This is a genomic window from Burkholderia anthinoferrum (assembly GCF_002925705.1).
GTDB classification, from domain to species: Bacteria; Pseudomonadota; Gammaproteobacteria; order Burkholderiales; family Burkholderiaceae; genus Burkholderia; species Burkholderia semiarida.
This window is the reverse complement of the sequence record NZ_LFZP01000001.1, coordinates 206,619-232,119: the sequence shown is the minus strand read 5'-3', so window position 1 is coordinate 232,119 and position 25,501 is coordinate 206,619. Positions and strand designations below refer to the sequence as shown.

The 25,501-nt window shown below is 68.2% G+C and carries 26 protein-coding genes, 1 tRNA gene and 1 riboswitch; of the genes, 10 read left to right on the top strand and 17 right to left on the bottom strand.

Features of this window, described 5'->3' with window-relative positions; translation table 11 throughout:
* Positions 1-11: 11 nt before the first annotated feature.
* Together C5F75_RS01100 and C5F75_RS01095 are read right to left on the bottom strand one after the other, a co-directional pair.
* Positions 12-1,343 (bottom strand): carotenoid oxygenase family protein, encoded by a 1,332-nt coding sequence (locus tag C5F75_RS01100; RefSeq protein ID WP_104011774.1) that lies wholly within the window; start codon positions 1,341-1,343, stop codon positions 12-14.
* Between the two features lie 15 nt (positions 1,344-1,358).
* Entirely contained in the window at positions 1,359-2,000 is a 642-nt protein-coding gene (locus C5F75_RS01095; protein ID WP_104011773.1) for a DUF2239 family protein, read from the bottom strand.
* A gap of 331 nt (positions 2,001-2,331) precedes the next feature.
* On the opposite strand from C5F75_RS01095, the gene C5F75_RS01085 reads away from it, so the two are divergent.
* The 3 genes from C5F75_RS01085 (at position 2,332) to C5F75_RS01075 (ending at position 5,569) form a co-directional block, all read left to right on the top strand.
* Entirely contained in the window at positions 2,332-3,672 is a 1,341-nt protein-coding gene (locus C5F75_RS01085) for an MFS transporter (RefSeq protein ID WP_059578171.1), read from the top strand.
* A 62-nt stretch (positions 3,673-3,734) separates the two neighbouring features.
* On the top strand, positions 3,735-5,132 hold the full coding sequence (locus C5F75_RS01080) for an enolase C-terminal domain-like protein (RefSeq protein WP_060008895.1): 1,398 nt from the start codon (positions 3,735-3,737) through the stop codon (positions 5,130-5,132).
* 125 nt (positions 5,133-5,257) lie between these two features.
* Positions 5,258-5,569, top strand: coding sequence for a hypothetical protein (locus C5F75_RS01075; RefSeq protein WP_060008786.1), 312 nt, complete (start codon positions 5,258-5,260; stop codon positions 5,567-5,569).
* A 68-nt stretch (positions 5,570-5,637) separates the two neighbouring features.
* On the opposite strand, the gene C5F75_RS01070 is transcribed toward C5F75_RS01075, so the two are convergent.
* From C5F75_RS01070 to C5F75_RS01050, 5 genes are all read right to left on the bottom strand, one after another.
* Positions 5,638-5,713 (bottom strand) — tRNA-Ala (locus C5F75_RS01070).
* 66 nt (positions 5,714-5,779) lie between these two features.
* A complete protein-coding gene (locus C5F75_RS01065) occupies positions 5,780-6,142 on the bottom strand; it encodes a c-type cytochrome (protein ID WP_059578167.1) in 363 nt (120 codons plus the stop codon).
* Entirely contained in the window at positions 6,139-6,939 is an 801-nt protein-coding gene (locus C5F75_RS01060) for a BON domain-containing protein (RefSeq protein ID WP_059578262.1), read from the bottom strand. The genes C5F75_RS01065 and C5F75_RS01060 overlap by 4 nt, the downstream gene beginning before the upstream one ends.
* A 17-nt stretch (positions 6,940-6,956) precedes the next feature.
* Positions 6,957-7,541 (bottom strand): SIS domain-containing protein, encoded by a 585-nt coding sequence (locus tag C5F75_RS01055; RefSeq protein WP_059638352.1) that lies wholly within the window; start codon positions 7,539-7,541, stop codon positions 6,957-6,959.
* Positions 7,542-7,667: 126 nt separating this feature from the next.
* Positions 7,668-8,096: a YraN family protein gene (locus tag C5F75_RS01050; RefSeq protein WP_179231709.1), complete on the bottom strand. Its 429-nt coding sequence runs from the start codon at positions 8,094-8,096 to the stop codon at positions 7,668-7,670.
* Between the two features lie 46 nt (positions 8,097-8,142).
* Here C5F75_RS01050 and rsmI point away from each other — a divergent pair, with 46 nt between their 5' ends.
* Positions 8,143-9,030: a 16S rRNA (cytidine(1402)-2'-O)-methyltransferase gene (rsmI, locus tag C5F75_RS01045; protein WP_060008788.1), complete on the top strand. Its 888-nt coding sequence runs from the start codon at positions 8,143-8,145 to the stop codon at positions 9,028-9,030.
* Positions 9,031-9,121: 91 nt separating this feature from the next.
* On the opposite strand, the gene C5F75_RS01040 is transcribed toward rsmI, so the two are convergent.
* Positions 9,122-9,733: a septal ring lytic transglycosylase RlpA family protein gene (locus C5F75_RS01040; RefSeq protein WP_059578260.1), complete on the bottom strand. Its 612-nt coding sequence runs from the start codon at positions 9,731-9,733 to the stop codon at positions 9,122-9,124.
* 652 nt (positions 9,734-10,385) lie between these two features.
* Between C5F75_RS01040 and C5F75_RS01035 the strand changes: the two genes are divergently transcribed.
* From C5F75_RS01035 to C5F75_RS01025, 3 genes are all read left to right on the top strand, one after another.
* Entirely contained in the window at positions 10,386-11,030 is a 645-nt protein-coding gene (locus tag C5F75_RS01035; RefSeq protein ID WP_060008793.1) for an MBL fold metallo-hydrolase, read from the top strand.
* Positions 11,027-11,686, top strand: a complete 660-nt coding sequence (locus C5F75_RS01030; protein WP_006483674.1) for a 3'-5' exonuclease family protein — start codon at positions 11,027-11,029, stop codon at positions 11,684-11,686. Before C5F75_RS01035 ends, C5F75_RS01030 begins: the two co-directional genes overlap by 4 nt.
* Before the next feature lie 79 nt (positions 11,687-11,765).
* Complete coding sequence (locus C5F75_RS01025; RefSeq protein WP_006477376.1) at positions 11,766-12,236, top strand: Lrp/AsnC family transcriptional regulator; 471 nt, start codon at positions 11,766-11,768, stop codon at positions 12,234-12,236.
* Between the two features lie 51 nt (positions 12,237-12,287).
* Here the strand turns inward: C5F75_RS01025 and C5F75_RS01020 are convergent, their stop codons facing one another.
* The 3 genes from C5F75_RS01020 to C5F75_RS01010 all read right to left on the bottom strand — a co-directional run bounded on the left by C5F75_RS01020 (position 12,288) and on the right by C5F75_RS01010 (position 15,008).
* A complete protein-coding gene (locus C5F75_RS01020; protein ID WP_060008796.1) occupies positions 12,288-13,445 on the bottom strand; it encodes a cation diffusion facilitator family transporter in 1,158 nt (385 codons plus the stop codon).
* A gap of 255 nt (positions 13,446-13,700) precedes the next feature.
* On the bottom strand, positions 13,701-13,994 hold the full coding sequence (locus C5F75_RS01015) for an H-NS histone family protein (RefSeq protein ID WP_060008799.1): 294 nt from the start codon (positions 13,992-13,994) through the stop codon (positions 13,701-13,703).
* Positions 13,995-14,348: 354 nt separating this feature from the next.
* Complete coding sequence (locus C5F75_RS01010) at positions 14,349-15,008, bottom strand: HugZ family pyridoxamine 5'-phosphate oxidase (protein WP_060008802.1); 660 nt, start codon at positions 15,006-15,008, stop codon at positions 14,349-14,351.
* Between the two features lie 232 nt (positions 15,009-15,240).
* Here C5F75_RS01010 and C5F75_RS01005 point away from each other — a divergent pair, with 232 nt between their 5' ends.
* Entirely contained in the window at positions 15,241-16,458 is a 1,218-nt protein-coding gene (locus tag C5F75_RS01005) for an MFS transporter (RefSeq protein ID WP_059578148.1), read from the top strand.
* Positions 16,459-16,537: 79 nt separating this feature from the next.
* On the opposite strand, the gene C5F75_RS01000 is transcribed toward C5F75_RS01005, so the two are convergent.
* On the bottom strand, positions 16,538-17,680 hold the full coding sequence (locus C5F75_RS01000; RefSeq protein WP_059578145.1) for a branched-chain amino acid ABC transporter substrate-binding protein: 1,143 nt from the start codon (positions 17,678-17,680) through the stop codon (positions 16,538-16,540).
* A gap of 441 nt (positions 17,681-18,121) precedes the next feature.
* Complete coding sequence (locus tag C5F75_RS00995) at positions 18,122-19,204, bottom strand: NAD(P)H-dependent flavin oxidoreductase (RefSeq protein WP_059578142.1); 1,083 nt, start codon at positions 19,202-19,204, stop codon at positions 18,122-18,124.
* 221 nt (positions 19,205-19,425) lie between these two features.
* Here C5F75_RS00995 and C5F75_RS00990 point away from each other — a divergent pair, with 221 nt between their 5' ends.
* Entirely contained in the window at positions 19,426-20,118 is a 693-nt protein-coding gene (locus tag C5F75_RS00990) for a dienelactone hydrolase family protein (protein ID WP_059578138.1), read from the top strand.
* An 80-nt stretch (positions 20,119-20,198) separates the two neighbouring features.
* The gene (locus C5F75_RS00985; RefSeq protein WP_104011783.1) at positions 20,199-21,677 is read left to right on the top strand and encodes an amidase; all 1,479 of its coding nucleotides are present in this window, start codon (positions 20,199-20,201) and stop codon (positions 21,675-21,677) included.
* A 104-nt stretch (positions 21,678-21,781) separates the two neighbouring features.
* Here the strand turns inward: C5F75_RS00985 and metF are convergent, their stop codons facing one another.
* The 4 genes from metF to C5F75_RS00965 form a co-directional block, all read right to left on the bottom strand.
* On the bottom strand, positions 21,782-22,612 hold the full coding sequence (gene metF, locus C5F75_RS00980) for a methylenetetrahydrofolate reductase [NAD(P)H] (RefSeq protein WP_059578135.1): 831 nt from the start codon (positions 22,610-22,612) through the stop codon (positions 21,782-21,784).
* 34 nt (positions 22,613-22,646) lie between these two features.
* Positions 22,647-23,000: a phage holin family protein gene (locus tag C5F75_RS00975; RefSeq protein ID WP_011882923.1), complete on the bottom strand. Its 354-nt coding sequence runs from the start codon at positions 22,998-23,000 to the stop codon at positions 22,647-22,649.
* 97 nt (positions 23,001-23,097) lie between these two features.
* Complete coding sequence (ahcY, locus tag C5F75_RS00970) at positions 23,098-24,516, bottom strand: adenosylhomocysteinase (RefSeq protein ID WP_104011772.1); 1,419 nt, start codon at positions 24,514-24,516, stop codon at positions 23,098-23,100.
* Between the two features lie 32 nt (positions 24,517-24,548).
* Positions 24,549-24,667: riboswitch (S-adenosyl-L-homocysteine riboswitch) on the bottom strand.
* Positions 24,668-24,762: 95 nt separating this feature from the next.
* Positions 24,763-25,497, bottom strand: coding sequence for an RNA polymerase sigma factor FliA (locus tag C5F75_RS00965; protein ID WP_006484033.1), 735 nt, complete (start codon positions 25,495-25,497; stop codon positions 24,763-24,765).
* Positions 25,498-25,501: the final 4 nt, after the last annotated feature.

Here is a 25,501-nt window from a genome sequence, read left to right as displayed (position 1 = left end):
GCCGCTCACGTTCAACGTTCGCGCGGCACCCACGCGCCGTGGAACCCGGCCGGCACGCGCCGCGGCAGATGCACGGTCGCGACCGGCCCCGCGTCGATCGCGCGCGCATCGAGGATCACGACGTCGCTCGTATCCGTCGCCGCGCGGTAGACCATCACCAGCAGCCAGCCGTCGTCCTCGTCGGCGCCGCCCGGGCGCGGCACGAACACCGGCTCGCCGTTCTGGTCGCCGGCCGGCACCGCATAGTGCATCGTCGTGCCGCGCGCGTGGTCGAAGCGCATCACGCCGCGCATTTCCGCGTTGTTCGGCTGCTCGGCCGCATAGAGATAGCGGTAGCGGCGCCCGGTGCGGGTTTCGTTGATGCGCGGCAGCTCGATGCCGCCGTCGGCGAGCGGCCCTTCGTCGATCAGCCCGTTCGCGGTATCGATCACATAGCGCCACAGCTCGCCGACCGGGTCGTCGGCGAAGCGGCCCGTGCGCGCGTCGAGCCGCAGGAACGACGGATAGCGCACCGCGTCGAGCACGATGCACGATGCGTCGCAGTCGTACGCGTTGACGACGTGCTGGATGAAACACGGCTCGACGTCGAACCAGCGCACGTCGCCGCCGTGTCGCGGCAGCACGCCGATGCGCGCGGGCCGGTCGTCGTGCCAGCGCAGCGGCATCCGGTGGCCCTGCTTCAGCAGCGAGAAGTCGTAGCCGACGTTCAGGTCGAGCAGCAGGCTGCGGGTTTCGGTGATCGCGAGGTCGTGCATCATCGACGGCGCGCCCAGCTCGATCTCGAGATCGACGCGCTTCACGCCCGTCGCGTCGATCACGCCGTAGCGCAGCCAGGGCGCACGCCAGTCCGCGCGGAACAGGATCAGCTCGTCCGTTGCCGGGTCGACCTTCGGATGCGCGGTCATCCCGCCGTCGAAGCCCGCGTGCCGCGCCGGCACGCCGAGCGAATCGAGCGCGGCGGTAATCGCGAGCGGCGCGCCGCCCTCGGCCAGCGCGAGCAGTTCGCCCGCATGCTGCAGCACGTTCACGTTCGGATTGGTGTCGGGCAGATGCGGCGCCTGCGCGGGCGCGTGCACGGCGGCCCAGCGCCGCGTGCGCGCCCAGCGGTTCCGGTAGCCGGCCGCGCGGCCGTCGTCGAACGCGATCGCGTGCAGCATCGCGGTCTCCGGCCACCACGACAGCAGGTCGTTGCCTTCGAAGCGGCCGCCCGGCGGGTTCGGGCCGTTGCGCAGCAACGTGCCGTCGAGTTCGCGCGGAAGGGTGCCCGTCACGCGCAGGTCGAAGAAGTCGACTTCGTCGGCAACCGGCGCGATCGCGCCGCGGTTCAGGTCGAATACGGTCATCGCATCGGCGCTCCGTCAGCAGTCTTCGGCGGCCGGCGGCAGATCGCCGCGCGCCAGCGCGAGCGCATGGTCGCGCACGTCGTCCGGCCAGCCGGCGATCAGCTCGGCCAGCCGCGCCGGGTCGTTCGCATACAGCGCCCGCGCGGCCTCCTCGAAACCGGGCAGGTCGCCCGCCATCGCCGACATGAAGTGGTACGCGCGCGCCTGCGCGTCGCGGCGCCGGTCGGCCGCCGCATGCGTGCGCCGCGCGTCCTCGACCAGCTTGCGCAGCGCCACCGACGCGCCGCCCGGCTGCGCGCCGAGCCATTCCCAGTGACGCGGCAGCAGCGTGACCTCGCGCGACACCACGCCGAGCTTCGGCCGGCCGCGGCCGCGCTGTTCGCCGGCGCCCGCGCCCGCCGGCTCGCCGGCGCCGCCGGACGCTCCAGATGCGCCGCCCGACGGCACCGCATAGCGCGCGCGGACGTCGTCCGCGGTGCCGCGCAGGTCGAGGTCGATCGAGCGGCCCGTCGCGTCGTCGAAGATCAGGATCGTGCCGGACGTCGCGTCGCCGGCCACCTGCCGGACCGCGAGCGCGACCGTCGCGAGCGGGCCCGACGCGAGCCGCCGGTGGCCGTCGAAGGCCGTGTACGAAGGAAGGAGCGTGGAAGCGGTCATCGTGGTCGCCCGCAGGCTGAAATCGGAATGACGCTATTTTTATCCGGGTATTAATTGGATGTCAATATTATCCGGGTAAAAACATTGCCCCCATCGAATTTCCATCCTGCGGGGTCGACCGCGGGGAACCTCGCCCGATCGATTCAAATGCTGAATCGATCAAGTCAGCAATTGGCATGAAAACGCAAGTTTCGACATGACAGAATGGCCCGGACGCCCTCGCATCGGCGTCCGGTGCCCGGCCTCCCGCCGGCGGCATCCACCCACATCACGCGCGCACCGACGCGCCTGCCGCACGACGGCACCTTCCGCCCTTCGGAGGAGACAAGTCATGAATCCGCTTCACGCGCTGCCGGCGTCCGCGTCGGCAACGGCCCGGCGCACCCGCGTGCGCTGGCTGGTGCTCGCCGTCCTGTTCGCGGTCACGACGATCAACTACGCGGATCGTGCGGCCATCGCGATCGCGGGCCCGAGCCTCGCCCGCGCGCTGCACCTGAGCCACGTGCAGATGGGCTTCATCTTTTCCGCGTTCGGCTGGTCGTACGTGGTCGCGCAACTGCCGGGCGGCTGGCTGCTCGACCGCTACGGATCGCGCATCGTCTACGCATTCAGCATCTTCTTCTGGTCGCTGTTCACGCTGCTGCAGGGCGGCATCGGCTTCTTCGGCGGTGCGGCCGCGTTCGCGCTGCTGTTCGGGCTGCGGTTCCTGGTCGGCGCGGCCGAGGCGCCGTCGTTCCCCGCCAACAGCCGGATCGTGTCCGCGTGGTTCCCGGCCGCCGAACGCGGCACCGCGTCGGCGATCTTCAACGCCGCGCAGTACGCGGCGACCGTCGTGTTCGCGCCGCTGATGGGCTGGCTCGTGCACGCGTTCGGCTGGCAGGCGGTGTTCGCGGTGATGGGCGTGCTCGGCTTCGCGTTCGTGCTGGTGTGGAACCGCACGATGTACGACCCGAAGGACCACCCGAGCATCAACCGCGCAGAACTCGACTACCTCGCCGAAGGCGGTGCGCTCGTCAACATCGACCAGGCGACGGGCGGGCGCGACGGCGGCCCGTCTATGCGCCACGTGAAGGCGCTGCTGCGCAACCGGATGCTGGTCGGCGTATACGTCGCGCAGTACTGCATCAACGCGCTCACCTACTTCTTCATCACGTGGTTTCCCGTCTATCTCGTGCAGGCGCGCGGGATGTCGATCCTCAACGCGGGGCTCGTCGCGTCGATTCCCGCCGTGTGCGGGTTCCTCGGCGGGATTCTCGGCGGCGTCGTGTCCGATGCGCTGCTCAGGCAGGGCCGCTCGCTGTCGGTCGCGCGCAAGGTGCCGATCGTGATCGGCATGCTGCTGTCGATGTCGATGATCGTCTGCAACTACACCGATTCGCACGTGCTCGTCGTGCTGTTCATGGCGCTGTCGTTCTTCGGCAAGGGGCTCGGCGCGCTCGGCTGGGCCGTCAACGCCGACACCGCGCCGCGCCAGATCGCCGGGCTGAGCGGCGCGCTGCTCAACACCTGCGGCAACCTTTCCAGCATCACGACGCCGATCGCGATCGGCTATATCGTCGACCGCAGCGGCTCGTTCAACGGCGCGCTCGTCTATGTCGTCGCGCACGCGCTCGTCGCCGTGATCTGCTACCTGTTCGTCGTCGGCGAGATCCGCCGCGTCGAGCTTCAATGAACCGCGCGGGCCGCGCCGGCGCGTCCGTCGGCCCACGCGCCACCGGAACCAGGAGCGAACCGATGTCCGAACCCAGCCGTGCCGGCACCCCGCGCGTCACGCGCATGCAGGTGATTCCCGTCGCCGGCCGCGACAGCATGCTGCTCAACCTGTGCGGCGCGCACGCGCCGTACTTCACGCGCAACCTCGTGATCCTCGACGACAGCAGCGGGCATACGGGCGTCGGCGAAGTGCCGGGCGGCGAAGGCATCCGCCACGCGCTCGAGCGCATGACGGATCGCGTGGTCGGACAGCCGATCGGGCGCTACCAGGCGACGCTCAACGCGGTGCGCGCGGCGCTGTCCGGCGCCGGTCCCGGCGCTGGCCGCACGATCCGCCACGAAGTGACGTCGGCCGGCGAGGCGGCCGTGCTGCGCCAGCCGCACGAGATCAACCTGCGGCTCGACAACGTGATCACCGCGATCGAGGCCGCGCTGCTCGACCTGCTCGGCCAGCATCTCGACGTGCCGGTCGCGGCGCTGCTCGGCGAAGGCCAGCAGCGCGACGCGGTGCCGATGCTCGCGTACCTGTTCTACATCGGCGACCGGCGCCGCACCGATCTGCCGTATCGCGACGAGGCGCACGCTTCGGATGGCTGGTTCCGGCTGCGCAACGAAGCGGCGCTCACGCCGGCCGCGATCGCGCGGCAGGCCGAAGCGGCGGTCGAGCGCTACGGTTTCGCCGATTTCAAGCTGAAGGGCGGCGTGATGGCCGGCGCGGACGAGATGGAAGCGATCGCGGCGATCAAGGCGCGCTTTCCCGACGCGCGCACGACGCTCGATCCGAACGGCGCGTGGTCGCTCGACGAGGCCGTCGCGCTGTGCCGCGGGCAAGGCCACCTGCTCGCGTACGCGGAAGATCCGTGCGGGCCGGAAGGCGGCTATTCGGGCCGCGAGGTGATGGCCGAATTCCGCCGCGCGACGGGGATCCCGACCGCGACCAACATGATCGCGACCGACTGGCGGCAGATGGATCACGCGGTGCGGCTGCAGGCGGTCGACATCCCGCTCGCCGATCCGCATTTCTGGACGATGCAGGGCTCGGTGCGGCTCGCGCAGCTGTGCCGCGACTGGGGGCTCACGTGGGGCTCGCACTCGAACAACCACTTCGACGTGTCGCTCGCGATGTTCACGCATGCGGCGGCGGCCGCGCCCGGCACGATCACCGCGATCGACACGCACTGGATCTGGCAGGAAGGCGACGCGCGGCTCACGCGCGAGCCGCTCGCGATCGTCGGCGGCAAGGTGGCCGTGCCGGAACGGCCGGGGCTCGGCATCGAACTGGACATGGCGCAGGTCGAGGCCGCGCATGCGCTGTACCGGCAGGTGGGCGGCACCGCGCGCGACGATGCGGTGGCGATGCGCTATCTGGTGCCGGGGTGGACGTACGATCCGAAGCGGCCGAGTTTCGGGCGCGGGTGACGGGGCGGTGTGCTGACGGGGGCGGTTGCCAAATACGGGAAACGGCCGCATCCTGCCGGCTGCCTGGATCGACCCGTGCGGCGGACGGTCGGGCGCTCCTCGTCCATTCGCAAAAAACGCTTTTCATGACGTCATCCGGTCCGACACCGCGGCAGATCATCGTCTTCGTGCTGTATTCGGCGCTATGCCTGCCCGCGAGCGTGACGGTCGCCGGCTATGTCGCGACCCGGATCACGCGGAACGTGTCGAATTTCGAAGGCGGTGCGGGCTACGCGGCGCTCGTGTGGGTCATCATTTTGACCTGCGCCCTCTACGGGCTGTCGATCGCCCTGTGCGTGCTGCTGCGGAGAAGAACCGCGGTGCTCGCGGCCATGACGATGGGGTTCGCCGTGCTGTCGGTGCCTGCGTTCAGGTTGGCCTGCCAGTTGGCGACCTAGCGCGTCGCGCCCATGGCTTGCGGAAAACAAAAAGGCCCGATCTTGCGATCGGGCCTTTCAAATTCCGTTGGTGGAGCGGAGGAGGATCGAACTCCCGACCTTCGCATTGCGAACGCGACGCTCTCCCAGCTGAGCTACCGCCCCAACAGTCGACCATCATACACACGCATTTCCACGCTTGGCAATAGGGGTTACGTCACGCGCGACGCGTTACTTTGACGGCGCGCCGGCCAGCACCCATTCGACCACCGACCGGACGTCGGCGTCGCTCATGCGCGGATGCGCGGGCATCGGAATCGCGCCCCACACGCCCGAACCGCCGTCCTTCACCTTCTTCGACAGCTTCGCGACGGCCTGCGGATCGGACTTGTAGCGAGCGGCGATGTCCTTGAACGACGGGCCGACGAGCTTGCGGTCGACCGCGTGGCAGCCCATGCACGCGTTGCCGCGCGCCACTTTCAGGCCGTCGCCGACGTCCGCGTGAGCCGCGCCCAGCGTGCCGGCCACGAGCGCCATGGCCGCGCCACCGTGCACCATCCAGCGTTTCATCTGCTTCATCTGCATGCCCGTCATTGCGCCTTCGCCTTCGGATTGCCGGGATGCACGCTCGACGAATTCGAGATCGGCGCGGGCGGCTGCAGCGGCGTGGACTGCACCGACGCGTCGGGCACCGCGCCGACCGTCGCGCTGTCCGCCGGTGCGGCAGCCGCCTGCGCGCCGGATGCGCCGCTCGCGGGCGACGCGTCCTGCAGCGCCTGCGCGTCCTGCGGCTTCACGTACTGGAACACCTTCACGACCTTCTCGACGCCCGGCACCTGGCTCGCGGCTTCCGCGCCGCGATTGCCTTCGTCCACCGTCACGAGCCCCATCAGGTAAAGATTGCCGCGTTCGGCAACGACCTTATAGTAGTTCGCCGAGATGCCCTTCGTCGCGATCAGCTCGGACTTCACGCGCCCTTCGAGGTACGAGTCGTTCGCGCGCGACGACAGCGACGACGCGGGCCCGACCGACAGTTCGTTGACGATGCCGTTCACGTTGTTGATGCCACGCACGATTTCCTCGGCGCGCTGCTTCGACGCATCGTTCGGCACCTCGCCCGTCAGCAGCACGCGGCGGTTGAACACCGTCACGTTCACGTGCGACTGGTCCGGCAGCCCGTTGTTGATCTGCGAGAGCGACTTGACCTGGATCTCGCGATCCTCCGTCTGCGCGCCGAGCGTACGGCGATCGGTCGCGATCAGCGCGCCGCCGCCGGCCGCTGCGCCCACGACCCCGAGCACACAGCCCTGCAGCGACACGGCGAGGCCCGCCGTCAGCGCGGCGAGCAGCGTGGTTCTGACGAGCGTCTGTTTGACGCGGCTTTGATTCATCGACGGCTCTCCTTCGTTCAATCCTCACCCAGCAGCATCGCGTCGATGCCGTCGCACAGGCAGTGGATGGTCAGCAGATGGACTTCGTGGATGCGCGCCGCGCGAACGGCGGGCACGCTGATCGGAATATCGGTGTCGGACAGCGCGGCCGCCACCGTGTGGTCGTTGCCGCCCGTCAACGCGACGACGGTCATCTCGCGCTCGTGCGCCTCGCCGATCGCCGCGAGCACGCGCGGCGATGCGCCGCCCGCATCGAGCACCAGCAGGACGTCGCCCGTCTGGCCCAGCACGCGCACCTGCTGCGCGAACAACTGCTCGGCGGCCGCCACGCCCGCGAGGCCGGCCTGCGACGCGTCGGTGGCCAGCGCGATCGCGGGCAGGCCCGGACGCTCGCGCTCGAAACCGCCGACGAGCGACGCGGCGAGGTACTGCGCGGCGGCGGCCGACGGGCCGTCGCCGCACGCGACGATCTTGTTGCCGTTCGCCAGTGCGGCGAACATCGCATCGACCGCGGCTGCGATCGGCAGCGACAGCGCGTCGGCCGCTTCGGCGTGAAGCGCGGCGCTGTCGCGAAATTGTTGCTGAATACGTTCGACTGACATCGATTCCTGGTGAACTGGGCGCGCGGCACAACTCGCGCGACATCGTGGGTGCGGCGAGTTTACCGTACTCCGGCGCCCTCTCCGGCGGTCCGGCAAGAACTCTTTACATCTCGTCACAGCTCGCGGCTACGCATCGTCGGTACGAAATGCATCGCGCAGCCACGCAAGCCGGCCGGCCTCGAACGCGACGACGTCGAAACGGCACGCGGCGCCGGCGCCGTGCCGCGACCAGAACTGCAGCGCGGCCGCGACCAGGCGCCGCCGCTTGCGCCAGCCGACGCTCGCGGCCGCGCCGCCATGCCGGGTGCTGCGCCGCGCGCGCACCTCGACGAACACGAGCATGCCGTCGGGCTCGCGCATCACGAGATCGAGCTCGCCGCCGCGCATCGTCACATTGGCGGCGACGAACGCGAGACCATGACGCTCGAGAAACTGCCGCGCGCGCTGCTCGAACGCCGCGCCGACCGGTTTGGATCGCGCCGCGCCGGAAAAGTTGTCGCCCGAAGGCGGCCGGCCGCGCGCGCCATCCGGCCGGGCCGGCGCCGCGTGGCACAATGCCGTCCTTGTTCCGTTCGTGCCGCGATTGCGTGCATTGCCTGCCATGACTGCCCTCCTCGAACTCGCGCATACGCAGCACTACCCGGACGCCGCGCTCTACGTGGTCGCCACGCCGATCGGCAATACGGCCGACATCACGCTGCGCGCGCTGCACGTGCTCGGCCTCGCCGACCGCATCGCGGCCGAAGACACCCGCAACACGGGCCAGTTGCTCGCCCGCTACGGGATCTCGAAACCGCTCGTGGCCGTGCACGAGCACAACGAACGCGAAGCCGCGCAGCGCGTGATCGAACTGCTGCGTGGCGGCGAACGCGTGGCCTATGTGTCGGACGCCGGCACGCCGGGCATCTCCGACCCCGGCGCGCGGCTCGTCGACGCCGTGCGCGCGGCCGGCTTCGCAGTGGTTCCGCTGCCCGGCGCGAGCGCGGCCGTGACCGCGCTGAGCGTGGCCGGCGACTGGGCCGGCGCGTTCACGTTCGCGGGCTTCCTGCCGCCGAAGGCCAAGCAGCGCGCGACCGCGCTGCAGGCGCTGGTGTCGCACCCGTACGCGCTGGTGTTCTACGAAGCGCCGCACCGGATCGCCGAAACCGTCGCCGCGCTCGCCGACGCGTTCGGCCCCGCGCGCCGGCTGCTGATCGCGCGCGAACTCACCAAGCTACACGAGCAGTTGTTCCAGGGCACCCTGGCCGAAGGACAGAGCTGGCTCGTCGGCGATGCGAACCGCCAGCGCGGCGAGTTCGTGCTGGTCGTCGAAGGCGCGCCGGCGGCAAGCGGCGAAGCGGACGACACCGCGCACGACGCGCTGCTCAGGCTGCTGCTGGACGAGGTGCCGGTGAAAAGCGCGGCCCGGCTCGCGGCCGCGCTGACGGGCGCATCGCGCAACACGCTGTATGCGCGTGCGCTGGTGCTGAAGGAAGGCAGGGAAGACTGACGCGCGCCGCCGCCGCGCGAAAAGTACAAAGGGCTGCCGGAAGGCAGCCCTTTGTGCATGAGCGGTGGATTCTCCGGACGGGATCGCCGGGTTACTTCGCCGAGATCGACGCGAACATTTCGTCGCGCGCCTCGCGCGCTTCTTGCGGCGACAGCCCCTCGATCTTCACGCGGCCCGTGCCGGCGTGCACGAGGCCGATCACCTTGGCCGCCGCATACGACAGGTCGAGCACGCGGCCGCGCTTGAACGGCCCGCGATCGTTGACCTTCACGACGACCCACTTGCCGGTCGATGCGTTCGTCACCTTGATGTACGACGACAGCGGCAGCGTGCGGTGCGCGGCGGTGAACGCGTTCATGTTGAAGCGCTCGCCGTTCGCGGTGCGGCGGCCGTGGAAATCGCGCCCGTACCACGATGCGCGGCCGCTCTGGCGGAAATCGGATACATCCTTGCCGTCGATCGGCTCGGCGTCGGCCAGCGACGACTTCTTCGCGTCCTTGCTGTCGGCGGCCGGCATCGATGCCAGCGCGGAATCGAAATTGAGCGGCTGCTTGTCGTCGTCCGCCTTCGCGGCAGCGGCCGTCTTGTCGACCGCCCGCTTCGGGTTCACGCTGCCGGTGGTCTGGCTGGGTGGCACCGCACAGCCCGTCAGCGCAAAAAACAATGCAATGGTTCCGAATCGGCTCGGAAAACGTAAATTCATCGACGTGTCGCCTTCTGGTTCGGGCCGCATCGATACAACGCTGCTTCACAACGCGATGCGGCCCGGACGGCAAATGCGTGCACGCCCCGCTCGAATGCGAGCAGGCGGCTAGCATGGGCGCGGCGTTCGTCTGGGCCGCAACCGTCCTGATTAGTTTTCACGTCTGGCGCAACCTGTCCCCAACAGCCTGACCAGACCCCACATGCCGCCATCGAACATGGCTCCACGTTCGCGCGCGTCGATACGACCAACGCACAGGAACGGCGGCACAGGCCTCATCCGGCGGCGCGGCAGCAAGGCCGCAGGCGGGCGCGCAGCGCCCGGCCGGACAAGACGTGAGCACCGAATGTTCGGTGCTGGATACACCGCCGGACTCCCCGGCGGCCGATGCTTGACGGTGAATCGGATGCCTCGTTTAACGGGGCCGAAACACCAGCGAATGGCGTGAAATTCACGCGCAATGGGGCGCATTATACATAAATCAAAACCTTGTCTCGAAAAGGGTCCCCGGCGGACCATTGATTCTCGCTATGGCTGTAACAATCGGCATGCTCCGGGAATGCCCTGATGCGTGCACCTCGGGGTGCGTCGCACGCACGGCAGGCCGCGCGCACGACCGGTACAATCGCTCCTTTTAGCCGCCGGTGCCTCCATGAAAGTCACGCTCATTCCGGTCACGCCGTTCCAGCAGAATTGCTCGCTGCTCGTCTGCGAGAAGACGGGCCGCGCCGCCGTCGTCGATCCGGGCGGCGATCTCGACCGGATCGAACAGGAAATCGCGCGGCAGAACGTGCAGGTCGACAAGGTGCTGCTCACGCACGGGCACATCGATCACTGCGCGGGCGCCAAGACGCTCGCGACGCGCTACAGCGTGCCGATCGAGGGGCCGCAGGAAGAAGAGCGCTTCTGGATCGAGAAGCTGCCGACGCAGAGCGAGCGCTTCGGCTTTCCGGCCGCCGACAGCTTCGAACCCGACCGGTGGCTGAACGACGGCGACACCGTGCAGTTCGGCGACGAGACGCTCGAGGTCTATCACTGCCCGGGCCACACGCCCGGCCACGTGGTGTTCTTCAGCCGCGCGCATCGCGTCGCGATCGTCGGCGACGTGCTGTTCGCGGGCTCGATCGGCCGGACCGATTTCCCGCGCGGCAATCACGAGGATCTCGTCCGTTCGATCAAGGAAAAGCTGTGGCCGCTCGGCGACGACGTCACGTTCGTGCCCGGCCACGGCCCCGTGTCGACGTTCGGCGACGAGCGCCGCACGAACCCGTTCGTGTCCGACAAGGTATTCGGATGAACCAGACCGCCATCCCGGAAATTTACGTCAGCACCGACGTCGAGGCCGACGGCCCGATTCCCGGCCCGCACTCGATGCTGAGCTTCGCGTCGGCCGCCTATACCGAGGACAAGCAGCTGATCGCGACGTTCTCGGCGAACCTCGAGACGCTGCCCGGCGCGCACGCGCACCCGGTGCAGGAAGCGTGGTGGAAGACCGAGCCGGAAGCCTGGGCCGCGTGCCGGCGCGATCTGCAGACGCCCGAGGCGGCGCTCGTCGCCTACGTCGAATGGGTCGAGGCGCTGCCCGGCAAGCCGGTGTTCGTCGCGATGCCGGCCGGCTTCGACTTCACGTTCATGTTCTGGTACATGATGCGCTTCGCGGGGCGCTGCCCGTTCTCGTGGTCGGCGCTCGACATCAAGACGCTCGCGTTCGCGATGACGGGCCTGCCGTACCGCAAGGCGATCAAGCCGCGCTTTCCGAAGCACTGGTTCGACGACCATCCGCACACGCACGTCGCGCTCGACGACGCGATCGAGCAAGGCGCGCTGTTCTGCAACATGCTCGCCGACCTGCGCCGGCAGCAGGCCGCGCTGGCGGGCCTCGCGGTGTCGGATACCGACCGGTCGGAAAGCGCGGGGGCGGGACAAAATCCCACGGATCCACGAGCAAATTAGCGAATCTCGCTCAGCGACGCGTCGCCAGATTGCCTTTCCTTTCCCGGCCCTCTAACATTCAGCGTGTTGTAGCTGCCGCATGGAGGCGCAGGTGACGCTCGATTCCTTTTCGCAAAAAATCCTTCGCCTGTTGCAGCTCGACGCGCGCCGTTCCGTTCAGGAAATCTCCGACCAGGTCGGGCTGTCGAGCACGCCGTGCTGGCGCCGCATCAAGGACATGGAACAGTCGGGCGTGATCCAGCGCTACACGGCGCTGCTCGATCGCGAGAAGCTCGGCCTGCACGTCTGCGCGCTCGCGCACGTGCACCTGACGCGCCACAACGAGGGCGGCGTCGAGCAGTTCGAACGCGAGATCGCGACCTGCCCGGAAGTCACCGAGTGCTACAGCACGACCGGCGAAGCCGATTACATCCTCAAGATCGTCGCGCCGGACATCAAGGCCTACGACGTGTTCCTCCACGAGCGCATCTTCAAGATCCCGGCCGTGTCGCAGGTGCGCACGAGCGTCGTGCTGCGCGAAATCAAGTTCGACACGCAATTGCCGCTGTAACGCGCGGGCCTGCCGCTACGGCGGGCCGCGTCCGCGGCCGCCGGCCGCCGGTCACGTCGGCGCGGGCAACGTGCGCGTGAAGCTGATCCGGCGCGCGCCGAACTCGCGCTTCAGCGTCTCGACGTCGAGCCGGCCGGCCAGCGCCGCGTCGGTGTCGCGCGGGTCGCTGTCGAGCGTCACGTCGACCTCGAGCCCCGTACTCAGGTAATGCAGGTTGATCGCCGCCGCACGCAGCCCGCGCTGCGCGAGCGCGGCCTCGAGCCGCGCCGCGAGCTCGCCGCGCGGCGGCAGCGCGAGCGCCGGGCGCCGCGCCGCGTCGTTCTCCGGGTCGACATGGATCAGCGCATCGAGCACGCGCGGGTCGGACAGCACGCGCGCACGCGCGGTCTCGGCGATGTAATGCCCTTCGGAGACGGAGATCTTCGGATCGACGAGGATGTGCGCATCGACGAGCGCGGCATCGCCCATCTTGCGCGTGCGCAGGTCGTGCACGTCGCGCACGCCGGGCGTCGCGACGAGCAGCGCGCGAATCTCGGCCGTGTCGGCCGTATCGAGCGCGCGGTCGGAGAGGTCCTGCAACGCGTCATAGCCGAACGTCCAGCCCATGCGCGCGACCATGAAGCCGACGATCGCCGCCGCGATGGGGTCGAGCAGCCGCACGCCGGCCAGACTGCCGACGATGCCGATCGCGACGACGAGCGACGACGCGGCATCCGAACGCGCATGCCATGCGTTCGCGACCAGCATCGCCGAGCGCACGCGCCGCGCTTCGCGCAGCATGTAGCGAAACAGCGCTTCCTTCGACACGAGCACCGTCAGCGCAACGATCAGCGCGGAAAAATGCACGGCCGGAATATTTTCGAGATTAACGAGGCGGTCGCCGGCGCGCCAGAGCATGCCGATACCGACCGCAATCAGGATCGCGCCGAGAAACAGCGACGCGACCGTCTCGTAGCGGCTATGGCCGTAATTGTGGTCGGCATCGGGCGACGCGCCGCTGTGCCGATTCGCAACCAGCACGACAAAATCCGAGATCAAATCGGAAATCGAATGCACGCCGTCGGCAATCAATGCCTGCGAATGCGCAATCACGCCGACGGCGATCTGAAATGTCGCAAGTACGACATTCAGCACAATACTGACGAGCGTGCTCTTGCGCGCAACGGCGTGCTTATCTGCGCTCTGCGCGTCGCCGGAAAACGTGGACATGAAATATGAGATATCGGTGTGCGCATCGGTGTGCGATACGCAATTCTATCAAAGACGCCCCGCACGCCCTTCCAATACCCACAAATTTCCCATTTAAATCAATCGCTTATGCGAACGTGTCGCATTTTCATTCACACTGGATTCTTACATTTTCGTGACAGCGCCGACACGGGCCGCCGGCAGCCCGAAAACAAAAAGCCGCGCTCCTCGACGGATACGCGGCTCTTTCGAAGAGCGGGCAACCTGAACGAACGTTTAAATCGTGAACTGTTCGCGGTTCTTGCCGGCGATCCAGCGCGGCGGCTTGCCACGGCCCGACCACGTCGCACCCGTTTCCGGATCGCGGTATTTTGCCGCCACGCCAGCGCGCGGACGGCCGACCTTGCCGGCCTTCGCGCGGCTGAGACCGAGTTCGGCGAGCGAAAAGCCGTAGTCGGCAATTTTCTGCTTCACGTCATTCAGTACTTCAGCGTATTCACGCGACTTCGCTTCTTCGATTTGCTTCTCCAGCTTCTCCCGCTGGGCCAGCAGGTCCTTGTAAGAAGACATAGTTTCCCTTTCTATCTGACCAATGGCGCCGGTCTGCAGCCAGCTCACCATTCATGAAATATATGTGCCTCGGATTTTCGAAGGCAGAGATTAGCACAAAAAAGATTTGATAGAAGCGAGATTCATGAAAATCCTGAGACGCATTGTAATTCGCACATGTCATTTTGACCGGCCGCGGCCTTTTCTCAAATTTTCACGCTCCTGTACAGAGATTAGGACATTAGCGATTGGCTATTCGGTCTATCAACATACGCAATTACCCGCATTCGAAAAAATCAAAGCTTTCATCGGACGACAGTTTTGCGAAAACTACATGACGCCGTTCGCTAAACGGACAAATCCTGACCCGCGACGTCACGTCACATCCCGGGCGCAGGCAATCAGCCGATCGCGCAACGCCCCGGTATCGGCCAACGGCGCGTCGAACGGCGTACGCACGCGGCGGCCGTCGCATCGCCAGTCCGCGCCATGGCGATCGACGCCGAGCAGGTCGAGCCCGTCGCGGCGCGCGTCGCTCGTGTCGTAGGCATGCCACAGCGCCTGTTCGTCGTCGAACGCGAGCGGCGGCAGCGTATCGAGACGCGTGCCGTCGACCCAGCCCATTCGCCCGAACCCGATGATATGGCGCAGCCGCTCGATCTCGAGCGCCCAGAACGCGAAATCGCCGAGCGCCAGATAGCGCTCGGCGTCCGGCTCGTAGCGCCGGTAGCGCGCGGCGACGTGCGGATCGTCGCCGAGCGGCACGAACCGGCCCAGCAGCGTCGCGCGCTCGGCGCCCAGGACATCGTCGCCGCCTGCATCGACGACGAGAAAGCCCGCACGCGGATCGGCGGCCAGATTGCGCGTGTGCTCGGCCAGGCCGCTCACCAGGATCACGGGCCGATGGCTTGCATCGGGCGCAAACGGGACGACCGTCGGATACGGGAAGCCCTGCGGTTCGCGCGTATGAGTAGCGAGCGTGCCGAACGCGCAACGGTGCAGCAGATGCAAGGCGAGGGCGGGATCGATGTTCAAGGGGACTCCTGCGGTGAAAAAGCGGCGTCGGGCATGGTTTCGATGTTACCCGCGGGCGCCGCGCATCGGCCGGATGGCCAATGCGCGATCGGGGACGCCGCCGCGGGATGGCGCGATCGCCCGCGCATCGGCCGAACGGCCAGCGCCCGGCAGGATCGTAAGCGGTTCGATAGAATCGGACAAATCCGACCGGCGCCGCCCGCGCCCGCGCATTTCCCTGACGAGCCTTCCCGTGTCCGAATCCTCCTCCCCCGAATCGTCGTCTCCGTTCGCCGCGCCGCCCGACGCGCACCGCGTGCTGCCCTTGCCGGCCCGCCAGCGCGCCCGCACGGCATCGATGGCGCTGTTCTTCGTCGCCGGCATGATGTACGCGTCGTGGGGCGTGCACGTGCCGACCGTGCGCGACAAGTTCGCGCTGAGCCCCGGGCTGCTGTCGATCGCGCTGTTCGCGGTCGCCGGCGGGTCGATCGCCGCGATGCTGACCATCGCGCGCTGGATCGCGCGCGTCGGTTCGCGCACCGCGTGCCTCGCCGGCGGGCTCGTGATGGCCGCGTGCGCGGCGCTGATCCTCGTCGTGCCCGACTACTGGATGCTGATCGCGGTGCTCGCGCTGTTCGGCTTCTCGATGGCGACGCTCGACGTCGCGATGAATGCCGAGGCCAGCGCGGTCGAAATCGCGCTCGGCAAGCCGATCATGTCGTCGCTGCACGGCATGTTCAGCATCGGCGGGATGGCCGGCGCGGCGGCCGGCGGCGCGCTGCTGTCGGCCGGCATGGCGCCCGTCGCGCATCTCGCGCTCGCGGCGGCGGTGAGCGCCGCGGTGCTCGTGGCCGCGAGCCCGGCCGTGCTGCCGCACGTGCCGCATCACGAGCACGCGCACGGCGGCGGCAACCGCTGGCGCTCGCCTGCGTTGTGGATGCTCGGCGGCATCGCGCTGATCGCGCTGATCGCCGAAGGCGCGATGTACGACTGGGCGACGGTCTACATGCGCGACGTCGTCGCGGCGAGCCCGGCGCTCGCGAGCGCCGCGTACGCGGCGTTCTCGGGCGGGATGGCCATCGCGCGCTTCGCGGGCGACGCCGTGCGCGCACGCTTCGGCGCGCCGCAGCTCGTGTTCGCGAGCGCGTCGCTCGCCTGCGCGGGGATGATCGGCGCGCTGCTGCTGCCGTACCCGGCCGCGGTGCTCACCGGCTTCACGCTGATGGGCCTCGGGCTGGCCAACATGATGCCCGTGCTGTTCGCGGCCGCCGCGCGCGTGAAGGGCATCCACGCGGCCGAAGGGCTCGCGCACGTGGCCGGGCTCGCGTATTTCGGTCTGCTGTTCGGTCCGGTCGTGATCGGCGCGGTCGCGCAGGCCGCGAACCTGACGGTCGGCCTGTCGGTCGTCGCGCTGTGCGCGGCGCTCGTCGCCCTCGTCGCGCCGAGGGTGCTCGCGCACCTGAAGATCTGACGGCCCGCCGGCCCCAAAAGAAAACGCGCATGCGTTGCCGCATGCGCGTTTTCACCCCTTCTGTCGGCCGCTTGCCGCGTTACATCTTCACTTCGTCGAGCAGCGACTTCTTGCCGCTCTTGTAGTTGTACAGCGAGATCACGCCGTGCTGCAGGTCGCCCTTCGAATCGAACGTCGTCGTGCCGATTACGCCCGTGTACTTCGTCGCCGGCATCGCCGCGAGGATCTTCGCCGGGTCCGTCGAGTTCGCGCGCTTCATCGCGTCGGCGATGATGTACACGGCGTCATACGTGAACGGTGCGTAGATCTGGATCGGCTGGCCGAAACGCTTCTCGTACTTCGCCTTGAACGCCGCGCCGCCCGGCATCTTCTCGAGCGAGGCACCGGCTTCCGAGCACACGATGTTGTCGGTCGCGTCGCCGGCCAGGTCGGCCAGCTTCTCCGTGCACACGCCGTCGCCCGCGAAGATCTTCGCGCGCAGGCCGAGCTGCTTCGCCTGTTTCGCGAACGGGCCGCCGGTGGCGTCCATGCCGCCGTACATGATCGCGTCCGGGTTTTCGCCCTTGATCTTGGTCAGAATCGCGCGGAAGTCGACCGCCTTGTCGTTGGTCGCGTCATGCGACATCACCTTCAGGCCGAGCGCCTTCGCCTTCTTCTCGAACTCGTTCGCGAGACCCTGGCCGTACGCGGTCGAATCGTCGACCACCGCCACGCTCTTGATGCCCTTCGAGTGCGCGTAGTTCGCCAGTGCCGGGCCCTGCTGCGCATCGGTCGCGACCACGCGGTACGTGGTCTTGAAGCCCTGCTGCGTGTACGCCGGGTTGGTCGCCGACGGCGAGATCTGCACGATGCCCGCATCGCTGTAGATCTTCGAGGCCGGGATCGACGTGCCGGAGTTCAGGTGGCCGACCACCGCGACGACCTTGTCGTCGACGAGCTTCTGCGCAACCTGCGTCGCCTGCCGCGGGTCGGCGGCGTCGTCCTGCGGGTCGAGTTGCAGCGTGATCTTCTGGCCGCCGATCGTGAGACCCTTCGCGTTGAGTTCCTCGACGGCGAGACGCGCGCCGTTTTCGTTGTCCTTGCCCAGGTGTGCAATGCCGCCCGTCAACGGCGCGACGTGGCCGATCTTGACGACTTGATCGGCGGACGCGTTGCTTGCAGCTGCAGCACACAGCATCGCCGCTGCGGTGATCGGCAACAGCTTTTGCATCTTGATATTCATGTAAGTCTCCAGTTCGGTCCCAATAAACGCCATCGCCCGGTGCCCCGCTGCCATCCCTGTGTTTGCAATCACTGGACGATTCGCCGGTTGCATCCTTCATGCACTTGGCCTCAAGCACGTGAAAACAGCCGCTTTTAGCAGCCGCCCGCCCGTACTTGCGCGCAAGTGTAGGTGATCAAATTAATTTGTGGGACTTTTTTGGGGTAGTGGTAACACTACCGATATCGGCGCTTTGGAGAAATGACTCGAATATCGCTGCAGGCCCCGCCGGATAAGGGTTTCCGCTAATTCACGGCGATCCGTCGAAAGGTCGTTTCAGCCCATTCCCGGAGGCATTTCGATTCGGTATTTTGTGACCTGGATCATTGAATGAAACGCGCGTGACACCACGCGCGTTTCGTCGCCCGATGACATGAATGGTTCAAGCGGCCGAAGCGGTGTTCAGGCAGCCGATGCGCGCCATTCGACGTCGAGCGCGGCGACCAGTTGCGCCGTCGTCAGCGCATCGCCGCGCCGCCGCGCGAGCGGCGCGCCCTGGCCGGCCCACAGCGACAGATAGTCGCCGTCGTTCGCGCGCGCGGCGGCCTGGCGCAGCGGCTGGGTCAGCGCGTTCTGCACCGGATACGGCGCGGCGTCGGCCTCGTGCTCGCCGAGCCGCGCCATCAGCGTGTTGCGCAGCCCGCGTGCATGACGGCCGGTGATCGCGCGCGTGACCTGCGTCGACGTATCGGCGCTCGCGAGCAGGCGCGCCTTCCAGTCGGCTGCGATCGCGCTTTCCGCGCACGTGAGAAACGCGGTGCCGAGCTGGGCGCCCTGCGCGCCGAGCGCGAGCGCGGCGGCGATGCCGCGGCCGTCCATGATGCCGCCCGCGGCGAGCACCGGCAGGCCCGTCGCGTCGACGAGCTGCGGGACGAGCGCGAGCGTGCCGATCAGCGCGTCGGCGGCCGAACCGATGAAGGTGCCGCGATGGCCGCCCGCCTCGGCGCCCTGCGCGGACAGCGCGTCGGCGCCGGCCGCCCGCCACGCGAGCCCTTCGGCGACGTGCGTCGCGGTGCCGATCACATAGGTGCCGGCGGCTTTCAGGCGCGCGACGTCGGCCGCGTCGAGCACGCCGAACGTGAAGCTCGCGACCGGCACGCGCAGCGCGACGAGCGCATCGAGCTGCGCGCGGAAATCGGGCGCGTAGCGCGCAGGCGCCGTGCCCGGCGGCAGGCCGAGCGCGGCGTTCAGCGGGTCGATCGCCGCGAGTGCGCGCGAGACGGTCGCCGCGTCCGGCGCGACTTCATCGGGCAAGACGAACAGGTTGATCGCGAACGGGCGATCGGTCGCCGCGCGGATCGCGGCGACTTCCGTCCCGATGCGCTCCGGTGCGAGCGCGCCGGCGCCGAGGCTGCCGAGCGCACCGGCATTCGATGCGGCGGCGACCATCGCGGTCGTGGTCGCGCCGACCATCGGCGCCTGCACGAGCGGCAGACGCAGGCCGAAGCGTTCGGAAAAGGGCGTGGAAAACGAGCGGGCAGACATGGCGAATCCTTCGATGACGGTGCGCGAAAGCGCTTTGTAAAGGCCGGCACATCGACTTTATCGAAGCGGCGCGGCGCCGAAAAATGAATAATCGAGATCGAAACGATCGCTGCGCGAGAAGCGCCCGCGTGCGCTGCAGCAGCGGGCGATTGGTGGCACACTAGGCCGCCTCTTATCACTCCGGGGCGCCTCCCGCACCCCGCACGCCAGGAGTTCAGAACGTGACTGCCCAATGGATCGACATCCCGACCGGTAACGACAGCTTCGGCGGCTATCTCGCACTGCCCAAGCGCGGCAAGGGGCCTGCCGTCATCATCATCCAGGAGATCTTCGGCGTGAACGCGCACATCCGTGCGGTCGCCGACCAGTATGCGGCCGACGGCTTCGTCGCGCTCGCGCCCGACGTGTTCTGGCGCACGCAGCCGCGCGTCGAGCTGACCTACGAGGGCGCGGATCGCGACAAGGGCATCGAGCTGCTGAAGAAGACCGACGTGGGTCTCGCGGTCGCGGACATCGTCGCGGCGGCCGACGCGTTGCGCGCCCGTCCCGAAGTGGCCGGCAAGCTCGCCGCGATCGGCTACTGCTTCGGCGGCCAGCTCGCGTATCGCGCGGCCGCGACCGGCAAGCTCGACGCGGCGGTGTCCTATTACGGCGGCGGCATCCAGAACGCGCTCGACCTCGCCGGCCAGATCACGCAGCCGATCCTGTTCCACTACGCGGAAAACGACCACGGCATTCCGCTCGACGCCGTCGACCAGGTGAAGGCCGCGTTCGCCGGCCGCGGCCACGCGTCGTTCCACGTGTACCCGGGCGCCGAGCACGGCTTCAACTGCACGGACCGCGCATCGTACAACCAGCGTGCCGCGGCGCTCGCGCACGGTCGCACGCTGACGTTCCTCGCCGAGCATCTTTAAAAAGGCACGGCCGCGGGCCCGCACGCCGGGCCCGCGTTATGCTCGCACCATCGCCACGCGTCACAACGGGGGTGACCGCGATGCACTCGGACTATCTCGCGCATGACGCAATCGGCCTCGCCGCGCTCGTGCGCGACCGCCAGGCCAGCCCGCGCGAACTGCTCGACGCCGCGATCGGCCAGGCCGAAGCGGTCAACGGTGCGATCAACGCGATCGTGCTGCACGACTACGAAGCCGCGCGCACGCGTGCGGCGGCCGCGCCCGCACCCGGCGCCGATACGCCGTTCGCGGGCGTGCCGTATCTCGTCAAGGATCTCGGCGCGGCGGTCGCCGGGCTGCCGCTGTCGATGGGCAGCCGGCACTACCGGTACTTCGTGCCGGCCGACGATTCGCCGGTGATCGCGCGCAGCCGCGCGGCGGGCCTGAACATATTCGGCAAGACCAACACGTCCGAAATCGGCCAGATGCCGTACACGGAACCGGCGCTGTTCGGCGCGTGCCGCAACCCGTGGAACCTCGACCACACGCCCGGAGGCTCGAGCGGCGGCGCGGCGGCGGCCGTCGCGGCCGGCATCGTGCCGCTCGCGCATGCGTCCGACGGCGGCGGCTCGATCCGCATTCCGGCGTCGTGCTGCGGGCTGTTCGGCCTGAAGCCGAGCCGCAATCCGGTGCTCGTCGACCTGCCGTCGAACGGCGAACTCGTCGTCCAGCACGCGGTGTCGCGCAGCGTGCGCGACAGTGCGCTGCTGCTCGACGTGACGACCGGCCAGACGCGGCCGCCCGGCGCGCCCGGCACCTTCCTCGGCGCGCTCGATACGCCGCCCGGCCCGCTGCGGATCGGCCTCGTCGCCGATCCGATGCTCGCGCCGGCGCTCGCGGCCGACACGCGCGCGGCGCTCGACGACGCGGCCGCGCTGCTCGAATCGCTCGGCCATCACGTCGAGCCGGCGACGCTGCCGATCGACTACGCGCGCGCGGCCGAAACCTTCCTCACGCTGTGGGCGACGATCGCCGAGGACATGGTGCTCGGCGCGCGCGAACTGACGGGCCGCGCGCCGCGGCGCGGCGAATTCGAGGCCGCGACGTGGGCGATGGCCGTGGTCGGCCGCCGCCTCGCGCGCACGCGCCTGGCGGACGTGCTCGAATGGCAGCGCCAGCTCACCGTGCAGGTCGCGGGCCTCGTGTCGCGCTACGACGCGATCCTGTGCGCGTCGCTCGCGGGGCCGCCGGTGAAGATCGGCGAACTGCAGCCGACGCCGTTCGAATCCGCGCAGATGAAGCTCGTCGCCGCGCTGCCGGTGAAGCCGCTGCTGAAGGAAATGCTCGCGAAGTCGTCGGAGAAGGCGTTCGCGTGGGCCGGCTGCACCGAGCTGTTCAACCTGACCGGCCAGCCGGCGATGTCGGTGCCGCTGTACTGGAACGCGCGCGGGCTGCCGATCGGCGTGCAGTTCGCCGCGCGCCACGCCGACGACGCGTTGCTGCTCCGGCTCGCGCGGCAGCTCGAACAGGCGCGGCCGTGGTTCGACCGCCGCCCGCCGCTGATGCAGGCGCAGCGCTGACGCGCGCGCGTTTGCGCCGCGCGTCGCACTGCTCGATGAACCATGAAAAAGCCCCGCCGGCGCAAACCGGCGGGGCTTTCACGCATGCAACCGCGTGACGGCGCTTACACCGCGAGCCGTTCGCAGATCGTCCGCGTCGCGACCGCCGCGTTCAGCGTGTAGAAGTGCAGCCCCGGCACGCCCGCGTCGATCAGGCGCTGGCACAGGCCCGTGACGACGTCCGCGCCGAACGCGCGGATCGACTCGCGATCGTCGCCGAAGCTCTCGAGCCGGCGCGCGACCCAGCGCGGCACTTCGGCGCCGCACATCTCGGAGAAGCGCATCAACTGCGAGAAGTTCGTGATCGGCATGATGCCCGGCACGATCGGCACGTCCACGCCCAGCTTGCGCGCGTCGTCGACGAAGCGGAAATACGCATCCGCGTTGAAGAAGTACTGCGTGATCGCGGAATTCGCGCCGGCTTTCACCTTGCGCGCGAAATTCTCGAGATCGGCCTTCGGCGAGCGCGATTGCGGGTGGTACTCCGGGTAGCCTGCGACCTCGATGTGGAACCAGTCGCCGTGCTCGGCGCGGATGAAGCTGACGAGCTCCGACGCATAGCGCAGCTCGCCGACCGCGCCCATCCCCGACGGCAGGTCGCCGCGCAGCGCGACGATGTGCCGGATGCCGTGCGAGCGGTACTGGTCGAGGATCGCGCGCAGGCTGTCGCGCGACGAGCCGATGCACGACAGGTGCGGCGCGGCCTCGAGGCCGTCCTTCTGCATGTCGAGCACGGTATCGAGCGTGCCCTGCTGCGTCGAGCCGCCGGCGCCGAACGTCACGGAGACGAATTTCGGCTTCAGCGGCAGCAGCTGCGCGCGCGTGGCGCGCAGCTTTTCGACGCCGTCCGCCGTCTTCGGCGGGAAGAATTCAAACGAGAGTTCGATCGGTTTCATGATTCGATGGGGTTGGGCCTGCGCCCGCCGGCCCTCAGCCGATGTCGCGCTGGCCGAAGATCAGGGCAGACAGCAGCCACGACACGATGCTGTACAGGATCGAACCGAAGAACGCGGACCAGAACCCCGACACCTCGAAGCCCTTCAGCAGCGACGACGCGAACCAGAAGCACAGCGCGTTCACGACGAGGATGAACACCCCGAGCGTGACGATCGTGACGGGCAGCGTCAGCAGGATCAGCACCGGCCGGATCACCGTGTTGATCAGCCCGAGCACGACCGCGACGATCAAAGCAGTGCCGAAGCTCTTGATGTGGATCGACGGCACGAGGTACGTGATGATCAGCAGCGCGAGCGCGTTGATGACCCAGGTGAGGATGACGCTCATGGAGGGCTCCGGTTCGGTTGTCGATCGGTACGATCGGTGAGCGCCGCCGCGGCGCGCGGCCCGCGACGGGCACGCACGGCGCGGCGGCGGCAGCGCATCAGTAGCGGTAGTGGTTCGGCTTGAACGGGCCGTCCTTCTGCACGCCGATGTACGCGGCCTGCTCGTCCGACAGCACCGACAGGTTCGCGCCGATGCGCGCGAGGTGCAGGCGCGCGACCTTTTCATCGAGATGCTTCGGCAGCACGTAGACCTTGTTCTCGTACTGGTCGCCGCGCGTGAAGAGTTCGATCTGCGCGAGCGTCTGGTTCGCGAACGAATTCGACATCACGAACGACGGGTGGCCGGTCGCGCAGCCGAGGTTCACGAGGCGGCCTTCGGCCAGCAGGATGATGCGCTTGCCGTCCGGGAAGATGATGTGGTCGACCTGCGGCTTGATGTTTTCCCACTGGTACTGGCGCGTCGACGCGACGTCGATTTCCGAGTCGAAGTGACCGATGTTGCAGACGATCGCGTTGTGACGCATCGCCTTCATGTGATCGTGATTGATCACGTGGTAGTTGCCGGTGGCCGTCACGAAGATGTCGGCCTTGTCCGCCGCGTATTGCATCGTCACGACGCGGTAGCCTTCCATCGCCGCCTGCAGCGCGCAGATCGGATCGATTTCGGTGACCCACACGGTCGCGCCCAGGCCGCGCAGCGACTGCGCGCAGCCCTTGCCCACGTCGCCGTAGCCCGCGACGACCGCCACCTTGCCCGCGATCATCACGTCGGTCGCGCGCTTGATGCCGTCGACAAGCGACTCGCGGCAGCCGTACAGGTTGTCGAACTTCGACTTCGTGACCGAATCGTTCACGTTGAACGCCGGGAACGGCAGGCGGCCGTCCTTTTCCATCTGGTACAGGCGGTGCACGCCGGTCGTGGTTTCTTCCGTCACGCCCTTGATGTGCGCGAGGCGCTTCGAGTACCAGTTCGCGTCGACGTCGAGGTGCGCGGCGATCGACTTGTACAGCGCGACTTCTTCCTCGTTGGTCGGCTTCGCGATCACCGAACGGTCCTTCTCGGCCTTCGAGCCGAGGATCAGCAGCAGCGTGGCGTCGCCGCCGTCGTCCAGGATCATGTTCGCGAATTCGCCGTTCGGCCATTCGAAGATGCGGTGCGAGAACTCCCAGTATTCGTCGAGCGACTCGCCCTTGAACGCGAACACCGGCGTGCCGGCTTCGACGATCGCGGCGGCCGCGTGGTCCTGCGTCGAGAAGATGTTGCACGACGCCCAGCGCACGTCCGCGCCGAGCGCCTTCAGCGTCTCGATCAGCACGCCCGTCTGGATCGTCATGTGCAGCGAACCGGCAATGCGCGCGCCCTTCAGCGGCTGCTGCGCCTTGTATTCGTCGCGGATCTGCACGAGGCCCGGCATTTCGGTCTCGGCGATGTTGAGTTCCTTGCGGCCCCAGCCGGCCAGCGCCATGTCGGCGACGACGTAATCGTGGGAAGCCTTGGAATCGATAATGGCGTTCATCACGCCCTCCTTTCTAAAAAGTTTCTAGATTGGTGACGTGAGCGCCGTTCAGGAAGCGGGGCCGGCGCGAAAAAATCGTCGCACGGCTGCTTGGTGAAGCCTTCCGAGCCTGGCGGACGCAGGATGGTCCGTCGCAACGCTCCTCGGAAAACGGAGGGGATTGTAGCAAATCGGCGCGCGAAATGCGCAAGCACCGCATACGGCGCGAGCGCGCGGCGCCGGCGCGCCGCCGCCGTCGGCAGAGGGTCAGGACTCCGCGCCCACCCACGCCTGCTCGCGCAGCCGCGCGCGCAGGCGCGCGACGGCCTGGCTGTGCAACTGGCACACGCGCGATTCGCTCACCTCGAGCACCGCGCCGATCTCGCGCAGATTCAGACCCCGTTCGTAGTACAGCGACATCAGCAGCTTCTCGCGCTCCGGCAGCCGCTCGATCGCCTCGACGAGCGCCTCGCGCAGGTGTTCGTCTAGCAGCGCCGACAGCGGATCGGCGTGATCGACGCGATAGCGGTCGAGGAACGGCTCGTCGTCGGCCGCGCGATCGAAATCCTCGTAGTAGATGAGCTGGCTGCCATGCAGGTCCTGCAGCATCCCCTGGTATTCGTCGAGCGGCATGTTCAGGTGCTGCGCGATCTCGGTCTCGCTCGCCGAGCGGCCGAGGTGCTGCTCGACCTGGTGCACCGCGTGCTCGACCTCGCGCGAGGTCTTGCGCAGGCTGCGCGGCAGCCAGTCGTTGCTGCGCAGCTCGTCGAGCATCGCGCCGCGGATGCGCTGCGTCGCGTAGGTCTCGAACTGCGCGCCCTGGTCTTCCTTGTAGCGGCCCGCCGCGTCCATCAGGCCGATCATGCCGGCCTGGATCAGGTCGTCGAGATCGACGCTCGCCGGCATTTTCGCGACGAGCTGCAATCCGAGGCGACGCACGAGCGGCGCGTATTGCGCGAGCACGTCGGCCTGGGACATCTTTCCTTGAGCGTTGTACATCATGGCT

Bases quoted from the DNA above. Each gene is read 5' to 3' on its own strand.
- C5F75_RS01100 (WP_104011774.1), bottom strand. From the start codon at position 1,343: ATGACCGTATTCGACCTGAACCGCGGCGCGATCGCGCCGGTTGCCGAC.
- C5F75_RS01095 (WP_104011773.1), bottom strand. From the start codon at position 2,000: ATGACCGCTTCCACGCTCCTTCCTTCGTACACGGCCTTCGACGGCCAC.
- C5F75_RS01085 (WP_059578171.1), top strand. From the start codon at position 2,332: ATGAATCCGCTTCACGCGCTGCCGGCGTCCGCGTCGGCAACGGCCCGG.
- C5F75_RS01080 (WP_060008895.1), top strand. From the start codon at position 3,735: ATGTCCGAACCCAGCCGTGCCGGCACCCCGCGCGTCACGCGCATGCAG.
- C5F75_RS01075 (WP_060008786.1), top strand. From the start codon at position 5,258: ATGACGTCATCCGGTCCGACACCGCGGCAGATCATCGTCTTCGTGCTG.
- C5F75_RS01065 (WP_059578167.1), bottom strand. From the start codon at position 6,142: ATGACGGGCATGCAGATGAAGCAGATGAAACGCTGGATGGTGCACGGT.
- C5F75_RS01060 (WP_059578262.1), bottom strand. From the start codon at position 6,939: ATGAATCAAAGCCGCGTCAAACAGACGCTCGTCAGAACCACGCTGCTC.
- C5F75_RS01055 (WP_059638352.1), bottom strand. From the start codon at position 7,541: ATGTCAGTCGAACGTATTCAGCAACAATTTCGCGACAGCGCCGCGCTT.
- rsmI (WP_060008788.1), top strand. From the start codon at position 8,143: ATGACTGCCCTCCTCGAACTCGCGCATACGCAGCACTACCCGGACGCC.
- C5F75_RS01040 (WP_059578260.1), bottom strand. From the start codon at position 9,733: ATGAATTTACGTTTTCCGAGCCGATTCGGAACCATTGCATTGTTTTTT.
- C5F75_RS01035 (WP_060008793.1), top strand. From the start codon at position 10,386: ATGAAAGTCACGCTCATTCCGGTCACGCCGTTCCAGCAGAATTGCTCG.
- C5F75_RS01030 (WP_006483674.1), top strand. From the start codon at position 11,027: ATGAACCAGACCGCCATCCCGGAAATTTACGTCAGCACCGACGTCGAG.
- C5F75_RS01025 (WP_006477376.1), top strand. From the start codon at position 11,766: ATGGAGGCGCAGGTGACGCTCGATTCCTTTTCGCAAAAAATCCTTCGC.
- C5F75_RS01020 (WP_060008796.1), bottom strand. From the start codon at position 13,445: ATGTCCACGTTTTCCGGCGACGCGCAGAGCGCAGATAAGCACGCCGTT.
- C5F75_RS01015 (WP_060008799.1), bottom strand. From the start codon at position 13,994: ATGTCTTCTTACAAGGACCTGCTGGCCCAGCGGGAGAAGCTGGAGAAG.
- C5F75_RS01000 (WP_059578145.1), bottom strand. From the start codon at position 17,680: ATGAATATCAAGATGCAAAAGCTGTTGCCGATCACCGCAGCGGCGATG.
- C5F75_RS00995 (WP_059578142.1), bottom strand. From the start codon at position 19,204: ATGTCTGCCCGCTCGTTTTCCACGCCCTTTTCCGAACGCTTCGGCCTG.
- C5F75_RS00985 (WP_104011783.1), top strand. From the start codon at position 20,199: ATGCACTCGGACTATCTCGCGCATGACGCAATCGGCCTCGCCGCGCTC.
- metF (WP_059578135.1), bottom strand. From the start codon at position 22,612: ATGAAACCGATCGAACTCTCGTTTGAATTCTTCCCGCCGAAGACGGCG.
- C5F75_RS00975 (WP_011882923.1), bottom strand. From the start codon at position 23,000: ATGAGCGTCATCCTCACCTGGGTCATCAACGCGCTCGCGCTGCTGATC.
- ahcY (WP_104011772.1), bottom strand. From the start codon at position 24,516: ATGAACGCCATTATCGATTCCAAGGCTTCCCACGATTACGTCGTCGCC.
- C5F75_RS00965 (WP_006484033.1), bottom strand. From the start codon at position 25,497: ATGATGTACAACGCTCAAGGAAAGATGTCCCAGGCCGACGTGCTCGCG.